The sequence below is a fragment of the Flavisolibacter nicotianae genome, assembly GCF_003628535.1.
Classification (GTDB): domain Bacteria; phylum Bacteroidota; class Bacteroidia; order Chitinophagales; family Chitinophagaceae; genus Flavisolibacter; species Flavisolibacter nicotianae.
Map to the genome: position 1 here is coordinate 350,606 of NZ_RBCI01000005.1, position 21,121 is coordinate 371,726.

Annotated in this window: 18 protein-coding genes and 2 pseudogenes; 19 read left to right on the forward strand and 1 reads right to left on the reverse strand. The window is 49.3% G+C overall.

Annotated features, from left to right (window positions below):
• The 9 genes from D6024_RS16080 (at window position 1) to D6024_RS16120 (ending at window position 13,872) form a co-directional block, all read left to right on the forward strand.
• Window positions 1–1,308, forward strand: a complete 1,308-nt coding sequence (locus D6024_RS16080; protein WP_121355656.1) for a gluconate:H+ symporter — start codon at window positions 1–3, stop codon at window positions 1,306–1,308.
• Window positions 1,309–1,322: 14 nt separating this feature from the next.
• A complete protein-coding gene (locus D6024_RS16085; RefSeq protein WP_121355657.1) occupies window positions 1,323–1,790 on the forward strand; it encodes a RidA family protein in 468 nt (155 codons plus the stop codon).
• A gap of 173 nt (window positions 1,791–1,963) precedes the next feature.
• On the forward strand, window positions 1,964–3,088 hold the full coding sequence (locus D6024_RS16090; RefSeq protein ID WP_121355658.1) for a D-TA family PLP-dependent enzyme: 1,125 nt from the start codon (window positions 1,964–1,966) through the stop codon (window positions 3,086–3,088).
• A 10-nt stretch (window positions 3,089–3,098) separates the two neighbouring features.
• On the forward strand, window positions 3,099–4,175 hold the full coding sequence (locus D6024_RS16095; protein WP_121355659.1) for a dipeptidase: 1,077 nt from the start codon (window positions 3,099–3,101) through the stop codon (window positions 4,173–4,175).
• Window positions 4,176–4,236: 61 nt separating this feature from the next.
• Window positions 4,237–4,758 carry a hypothetical protein gene (locus tag D6024_RS16100; RefSeq protein WP_121355660.1) on the forward strand — a complete coding sequence of 174 codons (522 nt, stop codon included), beginning with the start codon at window positions 4,237–4,239 and terminating at the stop codon, window positions 4,756–4,758.
• Between the two features lie 366 nt (window positions 4,759–5,124).
• Complete coding sequence (locus tag D6024_RS16105; RefSeq protein ID WP_162944803.1) at window positions 5,125–7,767, forward strand: PAS domain S-box protein; 2,643 nt, start codon at window positions 5,125–5,127, stop codon at window positions 7,765–7,767.
• A 425-nt stretch (window positions 7,768–8,192) separates the two neighbouring features.
• Window positions 8,193–9,236, forward strand: coding sequence for a LacI family DNA-binding transcriptional regulator (locus D6024_RS16110; protein ID WP_121355662.1), 1,044 nt, complete (start codon window positions 8,193–8,195; stop codon window positions 9,234–9,236).
• 79 nt (window positions 9,237–9,315) lie between these two features.
• Window positions 9,316–12,363 carry a SusC/RagA family TonB-linked outer membrane protein gene (locus tag D6024_RS16115; protein ID WP_121355663.1) on the forward strand — a complete coding sequence of 1,016 codons (3,048 nt, stop codon included), beginning with the start codon at window positions 9,316–9,318 and terminating at the stop codon, window positions 12,361–12,363.
• Window positions 12,364–12,387: 24 nt separating this feature from the next.
• Complete coding sequence (locus tag D6024_RS16120; protein WP_121355664.1) at window positions 12,388–13,872, forward strand: RagB/SusD family nutrient uptake outer membrane protein; 1,485 nt, start codon at window positions 12,388–12,390, stop codon at window positions 13,870–13,872.
• A 108-nt stretch (window positions 13,873–13,980) separates the two neighbouring features.
• On the opposite strand, the gene D6024_RS16125 is transcribed toward D6024_RS16120, so the two are convergent.
• Window positions 13,981–14,271, reverse strand: a complete 291-nt coding sequence (locus D6024_RS16125; RefSeq protein ID WP_121355665.1) for a hypothetical protein — start codon at window positions 14,269–14,271, stop codon at window positions 13,981–13,983.
• Window positions 14,272–14,657: 386 nt separating this feature from the next.
• Between D6024_RS16125 and D6024_RS16135 the strand changes: the two genes are divergently transcribed.
• The 10 genes and pseudogenes from D6024_RS16135 to D6024_RS16180 all read left to right on the forward strand — a co-directional run.
• The gene (locus D6024_RS16135; protein WP_121355667.1) at window positions 14,658–15,548 is read left to right on the forward strand and encodes a sugar phosphate isomerase/epimerase family protein; all 891 of its coding nucleotides are present in this window, start codon (window positions 14,658–14,660) and stop codon (window positions 15,546–15,548) included.
• A gap of 347 nt (window positions 15,549–15,895) precedes the next feature.
• On the forward strand, window positions 15,896–16,588 hold the full coding sequence (locus tag D6024_RS16140; RefSeq protein ID WP_121355668.1) for a hypothetical protein: 693 nt from the start codon (window positions 15,896–15,898) through the stop codon (window positions 16,586–16,588).
• 755 nt (window positions 16,589–17,343) lie between these two features.
• Window positions 17,344–17,808 (forward strand): MGH1-like glycoside hydrolase domain-containing protein, encoded by a 465-nt coding sequence (locus D6024_RS16145; protein WP_121355669.1) that lies wholly within the window; start codon window positions 17,344–17,346, stop codon window positions 17,806–17,808.
• Between the two features lie 181 nt (window positions 17,809–17,989).
• Window positions 17,990–18,217 (forward strand): hypothetical protein, encoded by a 228-nt coding sequence (locus tag D6024_RS16150; RefSeq protein WP_121355670.1) that lies wholly within the window; start codon window positions 17,990–17,992, stop codon window positions 18,215–18,217.
• Window positions 18,218–18,255: 38 nt separating this feature from the next.
• Window positions 18,256–19,269 (forward strand): zinc-binding alcohol dehydrogenase family protein, encoded by a 1,014-nt coding sequence (locus D6024_RS16155; protein WP_121355671.1) that lies wholly within the window; start codon window positions 18,256–18,258, stop codon window positions 19,267–19,269.
• Window positions 19,270–19,281: 12 nt separating this feature from the next.
• Window positions 19,282–19,691 (forward strand): annotated as a pseudogene (locus tag D6024_RS16160) (glycoside hydrolase family 78 protein).
• 104 nt (window positions 19,692–19,795) lie between these two features.
• Window positions 19,796–19,930, forward strand: a complete 135-nt coding sequence (locus tag D6024_RS27620; RefSeq protein WP_205573297.1) for an alpha-L-rhamnosidase N-terminal domain-containing protein — start codon at window positions 19,796–19,798, stop codon at window positions 19,928–19,930.
• A 7-nt stretch (window positions 19,931–19,937) separates the two neighbouring features.
• The gene (locus D6024_RS27445; protein WP_121355674.1) at window positions 19,938–20,303 is read left to right on the forward strand and encodes a CoA transferase; all 366 of its coding nucleotides are present in this window, start codon (window positions 19,938–19,940) and stop codon (window positions 20,301–20,303) included.
• Between the two features lie 25 nt (window positions 20,304–20,328).
• Window positions 20,329–20,739 (forward strand): CoA transferase, encoded by a 411-nt coding sequence (locus D6024_RS27450; protein ID WP_121355675.1) that lies wholly within the window; start codon window positions 20,329–20,331, stop codon window positions 20,737–20,739.
• Window positions 20,739–21,121 (forward strand): annotated as a pseudogene (locus tag D6024_RS16180) (CoA transferase); the annotation flags it as partial. The gene D6024_RS27450 and the pseudogene D6024_RS16180, both read left to right, overlap by 1 nt.

The following is a 21,121-nucleotide window of genomic DNA, read 5'->3' on the forward strand; positions in this document are numbered from 1 at the left end:
ATGTCGCTGCTTGTTGTTTTGTTTGCATTGGTTCTGCTTGTCATTTTGATTGCTGTTTTTCAGGTCAATGCATTTCTTGCTTTTCTGGTTGTCGGGATAACGGCGGGATTGGTTTTGGGTATTCCGCCGGATAATGTCATGAAGGCGGTTGAAAAGGGAATGGCGGATACGCTGGGGTCCATTACAGCGATCATTGTACTGGGTGCCATGCTGGGAAAACTGATAGCGGAATCCGGTGCAGCGCAGCAAATTGCGTCTTCCATTGTAAAGAGGACAGGCGTGAAGAATATTCGCTGGGCGCTGGCCCTTGCGGGTTTTATAATCGGCATCCCGCTGTTCTACGGTGTTGGCTTTGTGCTGATGATCCCGTTGATCTTCTCGGTTGTGTACGAATACAAATTGCCGGCGGTTTCCGTCGGCGTTCCCATGCTGGCCGGGCTTTCGGTTTCTTTTGGCTTTCTTCCGCCGCATCCGTCGCCTTCGGCCCTGGTTGTGCAGTTCAACGCTTCGATGGGAACAACGATCCTGCTCGGAATCCTGATTGCCATTCCAACCGTGATCCTTGCCGGGCCCATTTTTTCGCGGTCGCTTGTGCGAATCAAAACGAAGCCGCTGGATGCGTTTCAGCCTGCTACGGTGCCCGTAGAAAAAATGCCGTCCGCGGCAACCAGTTTCCTGGTTGCACTTCTTCCGGTCCTTTTGTTTGTCGTCGCATCTCTTCTGCCGTTCGTTGTTGGCACCGAAGCCCTCCCTGTCGTTTCGTTCCTGGCGCAGCCAACCATCGTTCTGCTGGTAGCGCTGGCGGTAGGAACCTATGCACTCGGAATCAGGAAAGGCCGTACCCTGAAAAGCATCATGACTGTTTATGGCGAGTCGGTCAAGGAAGTGGCGTTGATCCTCCTGATCATCGGAGGCGCCGGTTCGCTGAAGCAGGTGCTGGTCGACAGTGGTGTGAGTACGACGATCACCGGCTTGCTAATAAACAGTGCGTTACCGCCGTTGCTGCTTGGCTGGCTGATTGCAGCACTGATTCGCGTTGCTGTTGGTTCGGCCACTGTTGCCGGTTTTACGGCCGCCGGCATCATCCAGCCGCTGGCCTTGCAGACGCATACGCATCCGAGTCTAATGGTCCTTTCCATCGGCGCGGGCAGCCTGATGTTTTCGCATGTCAATGACTCTGGCTTTTGGCTCTTCAAGGAATATTTTAATCTCAGCATCCGCGACACCTTACGTTCCTGGTCACTAATGGAAACAATTGTGTCGGTATGCGGACTTGCCGGTGTCTTATTGCTCAACCTGGTCTTTTAAATACATTTATCCATATGGAACAAACTTCTGCAGAACAACGGTTTTTGTCTTTGAACCTGGCGCTTCCGCCGGCGCCTTCACCGCTCGGTGTTTACAAACCGTTTTTGATCGTTGGCAATCTTGCGTACGTATCCGGCCATGGCCCGGTAAACACCGATCGCAGCCTGATTAAAGGCAGGATTGGAAAAGACATGGACCTGGAGGAAGGCAAACAAGCCGCCCGGCAGGTTGGCCTTACCATTCTCGCGACGCTAAAAGCAAACCTGGAAAGCCTGGATAAGATCAGGCGAGTGATTAAAGTACTGGGAATGGTAAATTGTGTGCCCGAATTTGAAAAACATCCCTACGTGATCAATGGTTGCAGCGAGCTGTTTGCGAAGGTTTGGGGCGATGAGGGAATTGGAGTGCGCAGTGCCGTGGGAATGGGCTCGCTACCCGACAATATTCCAGTCGAGATTGAAGCTGTTTTTGAATTGTCCTGAAAAAAGAAACGCTATCGAATACAAGCGGTAAGATTGTGTTTTTCCAGGCGATTCGATATTGGATATTCGATATTGGGATATTAACGTATATGAATTTGTGAACTTGTGATCGGCTTAGCGCCGATTTCCCCAGGCGATTAGCAGTTAAAATTTGTTTATCAAACGATGACCCGATGAGCGATCAGGAACAAAAGCCATGGTACGAGATTCTGAACATTGACCAACTTGACTCACCGGCCTTTGTGATTTACCTGGAAAGGGTGAAAGAGAATATCGCCCAGGCGATTAAGATGGTTGGCGACGTACAGCGTTTACGGCCACACGTAAAAACCCATAAGAGTACCGACGTCACGCGGCTGATGCTGGATGCCGGGATTACAAAATTCAAGTGTGCGACCATCGCGGAGGCCGAAATGCTGGGAGTCGTTGGCGCACCGGATGTATTGCTGGCCTACCAGCCGGTTGGACCCAAAGTGAACCGCTTTCTGGATTTGATCAATCGCTATTCCACCACCCGCTTTTCCTGTCTTGTCGACAACCTGGATGCGGCCCGTTCTCTTTCGCGGATCGCCATCGAAAGGAAGTTGAATTTGGCTGTTTATATCGACCTGAATGTCGGCATGAACAGGACCGGCCTTCTGCCCGGCGAAGAAGCAATTACTTTATTTCAAGCAGTTGCCAAACTGGAAGGCATCAATCCCATCGGACTTCACGCCTATGACGGGCACATTGGCGAACCTGATTTGGAACTGCGTACAAAAAAATGCAGCGAAGCTTTTTCCCCGGTGAGGACGGTGAAGAAAGTTTTGGCCGATAAAGGCCACCGTGACCTTGTTATCGTCGCCGGTGGTTCGCCGACGTTTCCGATCCATGCAAAAAACGGCGAGGTGGAATGCAGCCCCGGAACGTTTGTGTATTGGGATTATGGCTACCAAAAGGCATTTCCGGAGCAGCCCTTCCAACCGGCAGCGCTGGTCGTTAGTCGCATCATTTCTTTACCTGGCGGTGATCTTCTTTGTGCAGACCTTGGACACAAAGCCGTTGCGGCTGAAAATCCTTTAGACCGGCGTGTCCGGTTTGTCAATGCCCCGGAACTGGCATTCGTCGGCCAAAGCGAAGAACACCTGGTGTTGCGAAACATTGGTCCCGACAGGTTTGCCATTGGCGATGTGCTGTACGGAATGCCCATGCACGTTTGTCCCACCTGTGCCCTATACGAAAGAGCCTACGTAGTGGAGAACGGAAGAGTAAAGCAAGAATGGAAAACGATTGCCCGTGATCGAAAGATCAATCTTTAATCAAACTATCATGTTCATCATCGACGCACACCTGGACCTTGCCATGAATGCCATGGAGTGGAACCGCGATCTTCGCCGGCCGGCCCGGGAAATCAATGCACGTGAGAAGGGCATGACGGACAAACCGGACAGGGGAAACGCCGTTGTGTCTTTACCGGACTTGCGCAAGGGTGGTATCGGTCTTGTCGTTGCCACGCAGATTGCCCGGTATGTAGCGGCGGACAATCCGTTGCCGGGTTGGCATTCCCCTCAGCAGGCCTGGGCACAAACGCAAGGGCAGCTCGCCTGGTATAAAGCCATGGAAGCGGAAGGAGAGATGGTACAGGTCAATAACCTCGACTCATTGGAAAAGCACCTGGCACGATGGAAAGACGCATCAGAGCCGAATGATAAAAAGCCAATCGGCTACATCCTGAGTCTTGAAGGTGCCGATTCGCTGATCACCCTGCAGCACCTGGAGAAGGCCTGGCATTACGGGCTAAGGGCCGTGGGGCCGGCGCATTACGGGCCGGGCCGGTATGCGCAGGGTACAGACGCCACCGGTTCACTCGGGGCGCAGGGACGAGACCTGCTTCGCGAAATGGAGCGACTGAACATCATTCTCGATTCCACGCATCTTTGCGATGAAAGTTTTTGGGAAGCCCTGGATCATTTTCACGGCCAGGTTTGGGCAAGCCATAACAACGTGCGGGCCCTGGTGCCTCACAACCGGCAATTCGATGATGGACAAATCAGGGAGCTCATTGCACGAGGCGCCGTTATCGGCGGGGCACTTGACGCCTGGATGATGGTGCCGGGTTGGGTAAGGGGAAAGTCTACGCCGGGGGACATGAATTGCCGCCTTGAGGTGCTGGTCGATCACATGGACCATATCTGCCAGCTGGCCGGGAATGCGTTGCACGTTGGCATTGGTTCCGACCTGGATGGTGCGTTTGGCAAGGAACAATGCCCTTATGATCTTGAAACGATCGCTGATTTGCAAAAGCTGGAAGGAAATTTTCTGTCACGCGGCTATTCGGCGGAGGACGTGGAGAATATTTTCTGCAATAACTGGCTTCGCTTTTTGCGGAATGCATGGAAGGAGTAAAGGGAAGAATACATGATTAGGATAGCACCCAGTTCTCTTGAAACAATTTTCCCGTTCGTCAATGTTTCTGGGAGTTGGTCTTGTGCACGAAGCCAATAAATTGATTTGCTTAAAAGAAACTTTCAATGCGATTTATGTCCTTTTTCTCACAGTGTCTGTAGCGGCCTTGCTTTTTTCCTGCGATCCCTGTAAAAATCTTGACTGTGCTTCCGACAACTTCAATGGACAATTCAGAATCGTCAGTGCAGTCACTGGTAACGATTTGGTGTTTGGTCCTAACAGGCTGTATGACAAAAATCAAATCAGGTTCTATTCGCTAAAAGGCACCGATACAACGTTGTTTTCGTTTGAAGTTATCCGGTTTGGCGGCACTGGCTACGACAGTATTTTGGACGTCCGTTTCTTTCCGAAAACTGACATTGCTTACATAAGGCTAAGCAACGGCGACATCGATACATTGAACATTTCCTATAAAACGACAGATACGAAGTGCTGTGGAACGATTTCAGTCATCACAAATTTTCTGTATAACAATTCCGTCGATATTCCTGGTGACAAAGGAACACAGGAACTGAGGAAGTGACGATTCCGGAAACAGCGCCTGGCGAAGATTGGTTGAACTCTCAATTTTGAACAACTGTAATTCCGCCTCAATTTGGTGCAAACGTTCGGCTGAAGGGTACTGAATGTCCAGTCGACATTTTTTGAAATTGCTGGCGAACCCAGGTGCTGTTAATGAACCGGATGACGGTGGATCTGCAGCCTTCTTGTTTGCCGGCTTTAATACCTTATTTTTACTCGTAAACTTTCCTTAACCTTTTGATCGTCTATCCTGATGGACTACTCGTTGATAGAAGCCAGACCTGGAAAAACCGTTGTTCTCTTACCCAATGCACCCATATTTACTGTCGTTGCCGTCAGCCGGGATGTTGAGAAAGCTACCGGCATCATGAAAGGAAAATTGGTTGGTAAAAGTTTTTTCTCTCATTTTTTCAACGATTCTGATCCGCTTGTTGCGGCTCGAAATACGATGCGGGCTTCGTTCGAACGGGTGGTGCAGGACAAGCAGCCCCACCGCATCGCGAAGCAGCAATATGTTTTTCCAACAGGCGATGGCTTGTTTCGCGAGACCTCTTGCTCGGTCGAAAATGTTCCGGTTTTGAATGACGCGGGAGAGGTTCGCTATATTATCCACACCATCGAAGAAGGAAGCAGTAAGAACACAATACCAGCTCAGGATAATCCGGTAAAAGATATTGCCAGGGCGCATAGCCTGTTTATGCAGGCACCGGTTGCGGTATGCATCGTCAACGGTCCATCCTATATCGTCGAATTGGTGAACGAACAGATGTTGCAGTTCCTTGGCCGGACACCGGCCATGATCGGTAAACCCATTGTTGAATCGTTGCCGGAAGCAAAGGTGCAGGGATTGCTGGCGATTTTGGAAAAGGTACGAAGCAGTGGCAAGGGGTACCATGCACCGAATTTTGCCGCGTCCCTGATAATAAATGGCGTTCGCGAAAAACGCTACTTCGACCTTGTGTTTGAACCATACTTTCGCCAGTCGAATGACACAGTTCCCGACAGCGTTTTTTGCGTGGCTTACAATGTCACTAGGCAGATCGAGATACAGCAACGGCTCGAGGAGGTGCAAATCGAGACCGACAAGCAAAAGCGGCTTTACGAAGCAATCACCGCCAGTACGCCGGACCTGATATATGTTTTCGACCTTTCTTACCGTTTCGTCTATGCAAATGAAGCCCTGCTCAATATGTGGGGCAAAGAATGGAATGAGGCCATCGGAAAAGGGCTTTTGGAAAACGGCTACGAACCCTGGCATGCCGAAATGCACGAACGGGAAATAGACCTGGTGGTGGCAAACAAACAGCCCGTTCGCGGTGAAGTTTCCTTTCCGCATGCGACACTGGGAAGCCGTGTTTACGACTATATTTTTGTTCCCGTTTTCAACAAAGAAGGAGAGGTGGAGGCCGTGGCGGGTACCACCCGTGATATCACGGAAATCAAACAGGCAGAACAAACCATCAGGGAGCGGGAGGAAAGCTTTCGTAACCTGGCCGATGACAGCCCGATGTTTGTGTTCATCATCGCACCTGACCCGCTTGCACCTGTCAGTTACTGGAACAAAACCTGGCTGCATTATACGGGTCAGTCAGCGGAGCAAGCTGCAGGGACGGCCTGGGACAATATCATCCACCCTGACGATGTGCCGGTAGTCATGGCGTACTACACAGCTGCTTTCGAAAACAGGCAGCCCTATTTTATTCCATCGGTTAGAGTTAAACGCTATGACCATGCATACCGCTGGCATGCCTTCAAGGGCAATCCACGCTATTTGCCAAATGGCGAATTTAATGGGTACGTGGGTGTAGGTTTTGATGTGCATGAGCAGAAACTGGCGCAGGATGCATTGATTCAAAACGAGGAAAGAACACGCCTGGCCGTGGAATCGACGCATATGGGAACTTTCGAGGTCGATGTGGCAAAACAGTTTATCCTTCATTCGCCACGAACCGCAGAAATTATGGGACTGGATCCTTCGCGTCAGTGGTCCTATCAAACCATTGTTGAAACGGTTCACCCGGAGGATAAGGTGATCCGGGAAGCGGCACATGGGGAGGCAAGAAAGTCGGGAAAGTTGTTTTACGAAGCCCGGATCATTTATCCCGATAGCAGCATACACTGGGTGCGGCTGAACGGTACGATGATCGATTTTCTGGGCTCTCCAACCCTGGTTGGGACAATCATGGACATCACCGAAGAAAAAAAGGCGGCTGAACTGCTGGAGCAGAAAATCGAAGAGCGCACCAGGGAATTAAAGCAGGTAAACGATCAGCTGAAACAGTTTTCCTATGCCGCCTCGCATGACCTGCAGGAGCCCCTTCGAAAGATCAGCTATTTCGTAGAGCGGCTGGTGGTGAACCTGGGACAAACACTCAGTGAAGAAAACAGGATGATCACCGAGCGCATACAGCTTACGACGGGACGCATGCGCACCTTGATCGATGACCTGCTGGAATACTCCAACACCACCTTGGGCACCGCGGTCTTCGAAGAGGTGAACCTGGCAGCAATTGTGCACAGCGTGTTGGATGATATGGAAGCCACTCTCCTGGACAAAAAAGCGAACGTCAATGTGCAGCCGCTGTCTACTGTCAACGGCGATCACCGCCAGTTACGGCAACTCTTCCAAAACCTGATCAGCAATGCACTCAAATACCACAAAAAAGGCGAAGCACCGCAACTGCAGATCCTGTCCCGTTTCGTGCAGGGAAAAGAAATAGAAAGCGGTATCCCCGAAGCAATTCCGGATAAAATGTTTTACCAGATAGAGGTTAAAGACAACGGGATTGGTTTCGACCCGGATGATGCCGAACGGATCTTCCGGATCTTTCAACGCCTGCACGGCAAAGCCGAATTTGAAGGGACAGGTGTTGGTCTTGCCATCGTGGAAAAAGTTGTCAAAAATCACGACGGCTATATTTGGGCTGTCAGCAGCCCGGGGGCCGGCGCAACATTCAACATCCTCCTGCCGGCAGAGCAATACCGGGTTAAACACAATGGTTCGGATTAAGAAAAGCAGGCAGTATGTATTTGGCAATAGGCGACAGGCTGTAGTAGGCATACGACAATCCACTACTTGCAGCCTGGTGTCAACTTACGCTTTTGCCTTGGTTTAAAAACGGTGATACTGTTTGCCTGCAAATTCAGTCACTGGTCTTTATTAGTCTCCACTCTGGAAAGTAAGCCTTGTTCCTGCTTCGGGAGCCGGGCTTTTAAAAGTTGCGGATTGCTTTCGCTTATTGAAAAATATGATCGTAGATACAGGCCGTAAACGATCCTGGGAAATTATCATCACCTCTTCAGTCAATACCTGATTTGTCGAAAAAAACATACGAATTTTTTAAAAATTAAAAAAGATCGTTATTTTACTTTATCGATTTAGCAAAACTGCTCGGTCGGATCACTTGATTGCTATGTAAAGATTGTTACTGCTGGATGCGGAAAAAGATTTCCATACACGATATTGCCAGGCACCTGAATGTTTCTGCAACAACGGTTTCTTTTGTTTTGAACGGCAGGGCAGAAGAAATGCGCATCGGCGCCGAAGTAAAAAAGAGAGTGTTGGACTATGCCGAAACGACCAATTACCGGCCCAACCTGGTTGCTAAAAGCCTGCGTACCGGCAAAAGCCGGATCATTGGCATGATGGTGGAAGATATCTCCGACCCGTTTTTTGCCAGTATAGCCCGGGGTATTGAACGGAAAGCCTATCAGCTTGGCTACAAAATATTTTTTGCCAGCACGGAAAACCAAACCAGCAACGCAGGTGATCTTATCAAAGTGTTCCGGGAAAGACAGGTTGATTCGTACATTATTGCGCCACCTCCCGGTATTGCCAGCGAAATTCAAGCCCTTATAGAACACGAACACCCGGTGATTCTCTTCGACCGGTATTTTCCCGACCTGGAAACCACCAATGTAATTGTCGATAACTACAACGGAACACGCAAAGCCACTGATCACCTCCGGTCAAACGGTTCTTCACAGATTGGCTTTGTCACCTTAGAATCGGCGCAAACGCAAATGCATGATCGCCTGCAAGGCTACCTGCATGCAATTGCACAGTGGGGCCAGGCACCCTGCATTCTTCAGCTTCCCTACGCATTACCTGCGAACAGCAGCGTTGAAAAAATCAAAGCCTTCATCCGGCAACACAAAGAGATGGACGGTATTTTGTTTGGCACCAATTATCTCGCGTTTAGCGGACTGGAGGCAATCAACGAACTCGGGCGAAAAATACCGGATGATCTTGCCGTCGTAAGCTTTGACGACAGCCGGTTTTTTCGCCTGTTCACTCCACCTGTTTCGGCTGTTGCACAACCCCTTGAAAAAATTGCCGAAACGATCATCAGTCTGTTAATGAAAAGTCTGGACACGCCGGCTTCCAAACGATGCGTGGAAACAATTGTCCTGGAAACAGAATTCATCGTTCGGAAATCGTCTCTCAAACGGAAAAAAACACCATCGCGTACCCGGTAAAAACGAGCAGCATTTTCTTTCATTTCGAAAAAGATTTTGTTTTTAAAACCGGATTCTTCACTCTTTTAATTTTTGATTTATGAAACGATTGTTACCTGCAATCACCTTCCTGGTCTGCCTGCTATTTTGCCAGCGCAGTTTCGGTCAGGAAACAGTGCGAGGAAAAGTGACCGACAGCACCGGCGCCGGGCTCCAGGGCGTCAACGTGGTTCAACAAAAAACAACCAATGGAGTCATAACGGATGCCAACGGCAATTTCCAGTTACAGTTGCAAGCCGGTGTCAGTAAGATCATTGATATTTCCAGTGTTGGCTATGCGGCGGTTTCCGTTCCGTATACCGGTTTGCCGCTGGACATTGTTTTGCGACGGGCATCGACAGCCCTGGAAGAAGTGGTGGTAGTCGGATATAATACCCAACGGAAATCCTCGATTACCGGTGCGATCGCTACGGTAAACATCGGCGACCTCGAAGAACGGCGGGTGGCCGATGTTGCACAGGCTTTACAGGGCCAGGTGGCAGGGGTTAATATCACCCAAAGCACAGGTGCGCCGGGTGACCAGATCAACATTCGTATCCGCGGCGAAGGAACGATTGGCAACAACAGCCCGCTGTTTATTATCGACGGTGTGCCTTCGCGGGATATCTCTTTTTTGTCACCTGCCGACATTCAATCCATGTCGGTGTTGAAAGATGCGTCTGCAGCCGCGATTTATGGCTCCCGGGCCTCGGCCGGCGTAATCGTGATTACAACGAAAAGCGGCAGAAAAGGGCGCACGGCCATCGACATCAATTATTTTACAGGCATTCAAAAAGTTGCCCACCTGCCGAAATTGCTCACCGGTCCGCAGTACATGGCAAAAATGGAAGAAGCCTGGAATAATTCGGGTTACACTGGCACCAACCCGTACACAGCCGATAAAAACAGGGTGGGACTGGCCAATACCGATTGGCTGGATGAATTGTTTGAAACGGGGCACTCGCAAAACCTGCAACTCACTGCCAGCGGCGGCTCGGACAAAATTCAATTCCTGATTTCGGCCGACGCGTATAAACAGGATGGTATTGTTATCTACAAAAACGACCGGTACCAGCGTTTGAATTTCCGGTCAAACATCAATGCGGGCCTTACAGACCGGCTGACGGTCGGCACCAATCTCCAGTTGTCGTATGCCACGCAGGACAAGCTTTCGTCAAAAGGCGATGCGCCAGGTGTGATCCGTCATGCCCTGATACGGCCACCGGTAATCCCGGTGTACAAAGACCCGAGCGATCCCACCTGGTCGGCAAGGGACCCGTTTACGGATTTGCCGTTCTATCAAAAGCCCTGGAGTAACAGCAATAATATTTACGAGTTCAGCAGCAACCCGGTTGCGCTGGCTTATTTCACCAACGACAAGCGTAACAACTTTAAAACATTCGGAAACATTTTTGCCGAATACGCATTTCTTGCCAATAAAGAGCTGCGGCTGCGAACCAATGTTGGTGTTGATATCAATTTTGTTCACAATAAAACATTCAACGAAAATTTTGGCGACGATGACGGCGGCGGCAATGGCCCGGACAGGGGCCTGGGGCGTAAAAACCGTCCAAACAGCCTTGATGAAAACAGGGGACAGGAAACCACGATCACCTGGAACAACACGCTGAACTACGTGAAAAATACCGCCAGGCAATCCATCAATGCATTAGTGGGGAGTGAGTACATTACCAATTACTCTTCGTCGATCGGCGCCTCACGACAACGCTTCGATTTTACGCGACCAACGTTTCAATACATCGACTATGGTGGTACCGCCAATTTATACAATGGCGGTTCGGCAGCCGAATGGGCCCTGTTCTCCATTTTCGGGTCGGCAACTTATATGTATGACACCAAATACATGGTCACTGGAAACCTGAGGGCGGATGCTTCGTCGCGGTTTGCGGAAAACAACCAGTGGGGATATTTTCCTTCCGTGTCTGTAGGATGGAGAGCCAGGAATGAAGATTTTATGAAAGACGTCAACTGGCTTTCAGACTTGAAACTGAGAGCGAGCATCGGTAAACTGGGTAACCAGGAAATCGACAACTATGCCTACCTCACGCTGCTGCGTAAGTCGGGCGACCAGTACCTGATTTCCCGCTATGGTAACCCGGACCTGAAATGGGAATCCACGACACAAAAAAACATCGGCCTCGATCTGGGCTTTCTTCGAAACAGGGTTTATCTCTCTGTTGATTATTTCGACAAGAACACGTCCGACATCCTGTTGCCGATCTCACTTCCCTCGCTGGTGGGCAATGTGTCACCGACGATTGTCAATGCTGGTGAAGTGAGCAACAAGGGAATCGAGGTAGCGCTGAACATCAGCGATACCAGGCGGAGCTTCCGGTACAGCGTGAATGCCAACGTGGCGACGGTCACCAACCGCGTGGAAAAACTGCACCCCAATCTTCCCAGCATCATCGGTGATGTGTATAAAACAGAGCCTGGGCATTCGCTTGCCTCTTTTTACGGCTATGTCATGGAAGGCATTTACCAAACGCAGGATGAAATCAACAAGCACCTGAGCGGCACCACCAATCCATCGGCCAAACCTGGTGATATCCGGTTCAAGGATTTGAACGGCGACGGCATCATCAACGATAAAGACAGGGATTACCTGGGGAACTCCATTCCAAAAGTTTCCTATGGTCTTCATTTATCTGCCGGCTATAAGGGCATCGATCTTTCGGCTTTATTCCAGGGCGTTGGCGGCGTAAACATCTACAACGATGCCAAACAGATCACCGACTACGACAGCCGTCCATTTAACCATAGTACGGCCGTGCTGAATAGCTGGCATGGTGCTGGAACCAGCAACACCATTCCGCGGGCAACGTTCAATGACAATGGCAGCAGCAAAAAGTCGAACATTTTCGTTGAAGATGCCTCGTACCTGCGACTCAAAAACCTTGAACTGGGCTATACACTGCCTGGCCTACGGAAAGCCGGCATTCAAAACCTGCGGTTGTATGTATCGGCGCAAAACGTCTTTACAGTGACCGACTACACGGGTCTTGACCCCGAGTCGACCGACCTGCTGGACCGGGGCACCTATCCGCAGTCGAGGGCTGTGCTGTTTGGGATCAACGTAAAATTTTAATGTCGATTTTTTAAAAACGAGTATATGAAACCGATCTATAAACTAGTAGCCGTTGGACTGTTGCTGACAGGCTATAGCTGCAAAAAAGAGTTGTACAAAGACCCGATCGGGCTGCTGACACCCAACCAGATCAGCACCGACCCGACGCTGAATACCGTTCAGTCGTCAGTGAAATCGTCGTACCAGATGCTTTCCAATACGCTGAATATATTGGGGGAATGGCGCTGGGACCTGGGCACCGTTTTCCGCAACGATTATATTCTGTATGACATGGCCAGTGATGATGTACAGAAAAAATGGAATCCGGATGGCGACCAGGCCTGGATGGACCAGGTTTCCTCTTTCAATTTCACAGCCAGCAACCAGGGTTTTAACGGGCAATGGAGTTACGACTATGAAGGCATCTCACGCTCTAACCTGGCCATCAGCTATCTCAGCGACCAGGCGTTGACGACGAAAATCGGGCTTGATCCGCAATTGAAAAACCGGTTGCTGGGCGAAGTTTATTTTCTCCGGGCTTTTTATTATTTCGACCTGGTCAACAACTTTGGCGATGTGCCCTTGCTGCTGAAGCCCCTGGAAAATTTTGCCGAAGCCTACAGCGTTTCAAAACGGGAATCGAAAGACAACGTTCTTGCGCAGATCAATACCGATCTTGCGCAGGCAAAAACCTTATTGCCCACCAGCAAGTATTCCGACAATACCGAGAAATGGCGGGTATCGAAAGGTGCCGTGATTGCCCTGCAGGCTAAGGTGGCTTTGTACACGGCCAAATGGCAGGATGTCATCAACGCAGTGAACGAACTGGAGACATTGGGCTATTCGTTGAATGCTCGGTATTTCGACAGCTTCGACGTGACAAAGGAGTTTGCGGAAAACGAAGTGATCTTTGCCTATGATCACCAGTCGGGGCAAACACCACGCAACGGCAACGGGATATCGGCTCCGCTGGATTGGGGTTTCATCGCACCCACCACTGCTTTTTTGAATGCCTTTGAGCCGAATGATCCCCGCCTCGAATACACCGTCAATGTTCCGCAAAAAGCCGTGTACAAACTCCTGGGAGCTACAAATACAACGTATAAGGGAAACGATGATGCACCAACCAACAAAATCTATATCCGCTTTGCCGATGCCTTGCTGTGGAAAGCCGAAGCCTACAATGAACTGGGTAACGCGGCACAGGCCATTGCGCTGATCAATAAAGTGAGAGCAAGGGCAAGAACCACCGTGCGGATCGATGGCACTATGCCGCCTGCCGGTACCTTACCCGACCGCGATGGCACAGTAACCGACAAAGCCTTGATCAAAAGCTGGCTGATACAGGAAAGGAGAGTGGAACTCGGTTTTGAATCGGCACGGTTTAACGATCTGAAACGATGGAAAATCGCTAAACAGGTATTGACAGCGGCTGGGAAAAATTTCCAGGACTACAATTATGTTTACCCCATTCCGCAGGGAGAGATCGACAAATCGGGCGGCAGTATCACACAGAATCCTGGTTATTGATTTTGGGGAGACGTAGCGATAAAAACGTGTGTCGCACCTCTGTGCAAAGTGATCGACCAGCAGTGTGCTGGGCCAGATGATTGCGAGGTATCCGGATGAGCAGATTTGTTAGGACCCTGCCAAAGGTGTACCGAAGATTCCGACGGCGAGTTCAATCCAGATGAGGGCGAGTGCAAGGAGAATGGCAGCACAGATAGCGATCCGGTACCGGGTTTTTTTAACCTTTCGCAGAACAAGTTCACACGAAAGTCCGGTGCCGAGAAGCAGGGCGCCTGCCACGACAAAATCAGCAAGAGTCCAGTTTACTTCATTGGTAAACTGCATGGCAAGAAATGGTACAAGCAGGAGGAGTGCGACTGTGAGCAGGATTCCGGTCAGTCGTTTGTTCTGCAAAGTCATAATGTCTGTTTTTAATTTGGTTTTACAAAGATAAAAAAAGCACTTTGTAATTCAAAGTGAATGGCAATAAATTTTGTTGGAAAACTGCACCTCGTCCTGCTGATTGGATTGACCTTATTTCCTGTTCCACTCTGCTTCGACATCAGGGGATGGGCAGAGATGCATCCGCTTAACGGTCCTGCAAGATGGCTCACCCACCGTTTTTTACCCGCGAGTGAAAAAAGAAAAGGAGATCCCTATCAATCGGCAATTGATTTAGCCACTGATTGAATAAAAAGCAACAATTTCTGACTGGTTTGATGATCCACGTAAACTTGCTGTAAATTGTAAAACCTCCTGCAACGACGGCAGGTAATAATTTTGTCATAACGAATAAACGATTGACTATGCACACCCGCAGAACCTTCCTCAAACAAACTTCCCTTGCCACCACGGGCCTGTTATTGACGAATTCCTCCTGGTTTAAAACCAAAGAGCTGATCGGCCTGCAGTTATACACCGTTCGCAATGAAATTCAAAAGGGTTTGGAATCGACCATCGCCAAAGTCGCTGGGATTGGTTATAACTCGGTTGAGGTCTTTGGGTACGACAAAGGAAAATTTTTCGGGAAAACACCGGAGGCATTTTCCGCCCTTCTTAAAAAACATCACCTGAAAACGCCCAGCGGACATTATATGATGATCGACTTTCTGACAAAAGGTGACCGTGAGGATCTGAAACGGACGGTAGCGGATGCTGCAAAAATGGGCCACGAATACATAGTCGTTCCCTTTCTCGTTGATAACATGCGCACCAGTTTAGACGATTATAAGAGGCTGGCCGAAAAACTGAACCTGGCGGGGGAAGAGGCGAAAAAAGCCGGCTTAAAATTGCTCTACCATAACCACAACTTTGAGTTCAAGGATTGGGGCGGAGGAAAAACCGGCTTCGACATTTTTAGAACTGAAACGGACGCCTCGCTGGTTGGCTTCGAGCTGGACATGTATTGGATAAAGCGGGCAGGCCTCGATCCCATTACGTTGATCAAAGCCAACCCGGGCAGAATCAAACTCTGGCATGTAAAAGATATGGCCAGAAAAGCAGCCCCCACGTTTACCACCGATGGTGAACAACTCTTTACAGAAGTTGGGACAGGAATTATCAATTATAAAGAGATTTTCAAACACAAAAAAGAATCCGGCATGGAGTATTTCTTTATCGAGCAGGATCAAACAAAAATTCCCGTGTACGACAGTATTACAAAAAGTTTCCAGTACGCAAAGAAATCGCTTGTTTAAGAAGTGAAGCAACTCCTTTTTCGACCATGCAGCCAAGACTAACGTTTGGCTGTTTCTTTTTCTTATAGCCTTACAAAGTCATGCGCAATCGGCTGATTTTTCAAGCTGGACTTTGTATGAAAAGGCTTGACGTTGTCCGTAGCAAGAAAAAGGCGATTTCTTTTTACAATTTCACACTGTGCGAAGTTTTGTGATTGAGCCTACGATGTATTGCAGGTTCGTTCGCAAATCGTTGCCATGTCTGTAAACCAGGGAAAAAGACAACAGCATGGCCTGTATGATATTTTTATCCTTTTGCCCGGTAGAGCATCAATTGATTATATTTAATCATTCTTAACCGCTGCTTCATGAAATACTCACTTTTCCTGCTGTCTGCTTTGTTTTTCCAAATTGCTTTGCTTGCACAAAACAAAACCTTTGTTGAAATGAAAGCGGGCAGTAAAATCATGGATGTACTAACACCGGCAGATGTGCTTTTTAATCCGCAATTCACGGATGGCAAAGTTTTCTTCCGAGATGGAACCGTGGTAGCCGCGAAACTGAATTACAACTGCCTTTTTGATGAAATCCATTTTATCGATCCAAAAGGTGACACCCTTGCGCTGGCAAACGAAAAAACAATCAGCTACATTTCCATTGATAAGGACACCTTTTATTACGAGCAAGGTTACCTGCGGCTTCTCGCCGCCAATCACGTTGCAAGATTGGCTGAAAAACAAGTTTGGCGTGTAGGCGGGAACAAAGTGAACAGCGCTTTTAATACCGCGAGTACGACTTCTGCTATTACATCATATACTTCCTACAACACAGCAGGAAGCCGTTATAGTTTAGCGATCAATGAAGACGTAGACCTGCGAAAAGTGCGCAACTACTATTTTGGCGACAATAACAACCGGTTCGTCCCGGCGGGCAAAAAGAACCTGCTGATGCTTTTTCCCAAAGCACAGCGGCAGATTGAGCGCTATCTGGAAGAAAACAAGGTTGACTTTACCAAAAGGGAAGACCTTGAAAAGGTCATTCAATTCCTGGAACATCTTTGATGTCGGTGCAATGTTCCTTTACGTGTTGCGAAAAACAATTGCACTAGCGAAAGTAGTCTGGAGGTGTCGGCGCTGGATTCCGGGTTAGGATTTAAAATCCCGGGAATCTCCTGTCTTGCATTTCCTGGATTAATGGCAAAAGCAGGCGCCTGGAACATCTATATGCCTCTATATTGGAAGAAGGCAGCCGCCTTTTAAGAATTTTGAAACTTTGTTTTTGGAAACGGGTTGTTTCACATTTCCTCATGCAACGTCTGCCTTTCCGATGTGCACGTCTTTTCGCATGAATGACTTTGGCCATGGTGAACGGGAGTCGTTATCATCTTTGCGAAACCGGGGCAAGTGAAGGCTTGACGCACTTCGTTTCTACCCGGCGCTAACATCCCTATATTAGTCTTTTGACTGTTGACAAAAACGGTAAAACCCAGCAAAAAAATACCGATTTATGCAGTTGCAATCGATATCGGTAACGATTGCATAAAAAAAGGGCTTCAATCCTCATGTTATCCCTGAATATCTGTTTAGACTTGTTTGGGAAAATGTTCTGGGCAGTCTTTCTCTCGTTCCGATGACAGGAGCATAGCCTGTGACGAGAATGTTGCTTCAGCTAGCTGGCGAAGCAGTGGTGTAGAAGCGATTTCTTAACCGCAGTAGATGAAATAGCCATACATGAAACGATTGACGCTATATATCTTTTTTATCCTGTTTTCCGTTGGTGGCTTTACACCGGCGGAAGCACAGAAATCAACACAAAAATGGGACATCGCATCTACGAGCTTCGCTGGCTGCACAATCAGCAATACCTGGATGATTGCATCAACTTCTGGCTGCATATCGATCCGCAAACACCCAAGCCGCACCTGCACGCATTCAGCAGCTGGCTGCAGAATGCCGTGTACAATCGCTACCTCGTCAACCTGGACAAAGATTTCCTGAAAAAAACATCGGGGCGCTGGATGCCGGTTACAAAGCATGGGAGGCTGAAAAGTTGTTGCCTTCAGGTTTGTACTGGCAGTTCGATGGGCGGGATGCAATGGAAGAATCGATCAGAGGTGGCGCGTGAAGTTTTATTTTACAGATACCTGGTGGGTACAGGTTGCAGTCGTTCAATGCTGCGAAGGCCCTGGTACAGCTTGACGACGGCGTGGCCTTTTCGGTATACAAAAAGAGAATGGCGTAAGGTGGACACCTGGTACTGGACGAAGCGAATTATTTTGTGACTGCGTTACCCGCCACCTCTATGGAACCGGCATACGACCTGAGGCCTGTGGGAGCTACAAGGCCGTTAACGCCGTGTTGAAAGGACCCGGTCTGAGCAAGGGAAAAGTCGATGGAAAGGACCGTTTTATTTTCGAAACCGCTTCACCGCGGAACCGATAGGAATGGCAGATCGCCGTTGGCGTGAGTGATACCTATTCCCTCACGATTTCGTACAACAATTTAACCTCACAGACATTTCGGGGATATTTGCAACTGGTTGCCGCCGACGGAATACGCATAAGAGAAGAAGCCGTTGAGCTGACACCAACACGACAGGGAAAATCGAATTATATCAATACCACGACAGGCAGCATGATCAACGCCGGCAATTATAAAGTTGTGTTCGCGGCCGGTGACGCAAAGGGATAATCGATCAATGCGCTTGACGTGCAATAAAGCAGAAACAAATGAAAACATTGGTATGTACCAAACCAGGAGAGTTTGCTTACGAGGAACGGGAGAAGCCTGTTCTGCAAAAAGGGCAGGCCATCATCAAAATCAAACGCATCGGCATTTGCGGTACCGACCTGCATGCGTTTGAAGGCACACAGCCGTTCTTTGAATACCCGCGGATTTTGGGACACGAGCTGTCGGGAGAACTGGTGGCCTTTGACGACGCACCGGGATTCCAGCTTGGCGAAAGTGTTTCGTTCATTCCCTATTTCAATTGCGGGACCTGTATTGCCTGCCGTTCGGGATTGCCGAACTGTTGCGCCAACATTAAGGTCTGCGGTGTGCATGTGAACGGCGGTTTTGTTGAATATCTTTCCGTTCCGTCGTCATCCCTCCTGCACGGCGAGGGTCTGAGCTACGATGAGTTAAGCCTGGTGGAGCCACTGGCGATTGGAGCGCATGGTGTGCGCCGGACCGGTTTAAGGGAAGGTGAATTTGTACTGGTGGTGGGTGCCGGACCCATTGGCATGGGCGTGGCTGAATTTGCCAGAATTGCCGGGGGCAATGTGATTGTGATGGACATCAATGACAACCGCCTCGCCTTTTGCAAAGAAAAGCTGGCCGTCCACGAAACCATCAACCCGTTGAGGGAAGATGCCCTCGCGCTGCTGAAGAAAATCACCAACGGCGATATGCCAACGGTGGTGGTCGATGCGACAGGGAATCTAAAAGCGATCAACAGCGCCTTTCAATACATGGCGCACGGTGCCAGGTATGTTTTGGTGGGCTTGCAAAAAGGAGAAATTTGCTTTTCACATCCGGAATTTCACAAGCGGGAGGCAACGCTCATGAGCAGTCGCAATGCCACGCGGCAGGATTTTGAACACGTGATGGAAAGCATGAAAAAAGGCCTGGTGAAACCCGCAACCTATATCACGCACCGTGTGAAGTTTGACAAGGTGAAAGAACAGTTTGAAAGCTGGCTCAAACCCGAAACGGGAGTCATCAAGGCAATCGTGGAATTGTAAACCGGAAAAAAAATGAAACGACACTGGCTGGTCTTCCTGCTCCTTTTTTCGCAGGGCGCCTTTTCAGAGGACATCGTTGTTACAAGACTGTTTTGTGAAAGTGCGGAAGCGCCATTGGGCGTGGAGAAATCTGCTCCGTCGCTGGGCTGGCAACTTAGTTCTCCAGGAAAGGGCGTGTCCCAATTCGCCAACCGCATCCTGGTTGCAGAGGATCCTGTGCTGCTGAAGACAAACAAAGGAAACCCGTGGGATTCGCACCGGGTGATTTCCGGCCAGTCGTTACATGTTTGTATGCAGGTAGAAAGCTGGTGCCGGCAAAAACCTATTTCTGCAAAGTGCAGGTCTGGGACCAGCAAAAAAGAGCGTCGCCATGGGGCGCTATTTACTCCTGGCAAATGGGGCTGCCTGTAAAGGAAGACTAGAAGGGAGAGCAGTAGATAGTTTATGAAAAATTGCCCGATTCACTGTTGACGATATCTGCCGAACATGGAAAAGGCAGCGGCAAAGGCGCCAACATCAAGAAGTATTGCCACTTTTCCGGAAGACAATTTCCCTGCAAAAGCCTCTGGAAAAAGCGACGGTTTTCATTTCCGGCCTGGGACATATCGAGATGAGCGTGAACGGAAAAAAGATCGGTGACCATTTTTTGGATCCCGGCTGAACGATGTATGATCAAGATCGAACGGCCCAGAGGCGGCGATACCCGTCGGCAACTGGCCGTCAAAAATATGTGGGCCGATGAAAGCAGCCTGCTGTTTCATACCATCAACCGCAACAAGGAAAGCATTGCCGCTGACCTCAAGAACGAAGAGTATCTCCAGGCCATCAAAGAACTGGAAAAAATGGCCGACTTGCTTCTGCACAAATTTCGTCCCGGTGTGATAGAGCGCCTGTGTCTTGGCTACTATACCGTTAAAAAACTTAATCCTGCGCTTGTTTATGCGGAGATCAGCGGTTACGAAAAGGAAAGCCAGTGGAAAGATTTACCGGGGCAGGACCGGTTGTTGCAATCGTTTTCTGGCCTAGCTGAGTAGCAACCATGGACACACGCCAACACCGATGAGCGTCGCTGTTGCCGATGTCCTGGCCGGTGCACACGTGGCGCAGGGCATTTTAGCCGCCTTGTTCCAGCGCTTCAACAGCGGTGAAGGAGCCCTTGTGCAGGTGAGCATGTTCGAAAGCATTCTTGATTTCCAGTTCGAGGTCCTGACCTGTTTTTACAATGATGGCAATGAGCTGCCGGTTCAAAGCAGCATCAATAATGGGCATGCCTACATTGCGGCGCCCTATGGTATTTACAAAACGGCAAACGGTTATCTTGCAGTGGCAATGGGTGACATCCTGGTGCTAGCTGGTTTGCTGCACTGTCCCGGCCTGAACAGGTTTCAGGACAGGAGCGAATGGTTCAGCAAGCGGGATGAGATCAAGAACGAACTGGCCATTCACCTGGTAAAAAACAAAACGGAATAGTGGCTGGCCATTTGCAACCGGCAGATATCTGGTGTGCAAAAGTGCTGAACTACGATGAGTTGGTGCAGGAAGAAGGCTACCAGGTGCTGGACATGGAGATCAAAGTGAAGACTTCAAACCGTCTTGAAATCACCACGACCCGTTGCCCGATCCGCGTGGATGGACAAAAGCTGGTGTCATTCGTGGAAGCACCCCGCCTGGGCGAATACAACCGGCAAATTGTAGACGACTTCCGGCACCGGAAGAAGTTATTAAAAATGAAAACTGAAATGACAGACCGCATGATCGATACGCATTTGCATGTTTGGAATTTTGAGAAAGCCGACTATCTCTGGCTTGAAGGCGACACGTCTATCCTCAATCGCACCTATCACATCGAAGA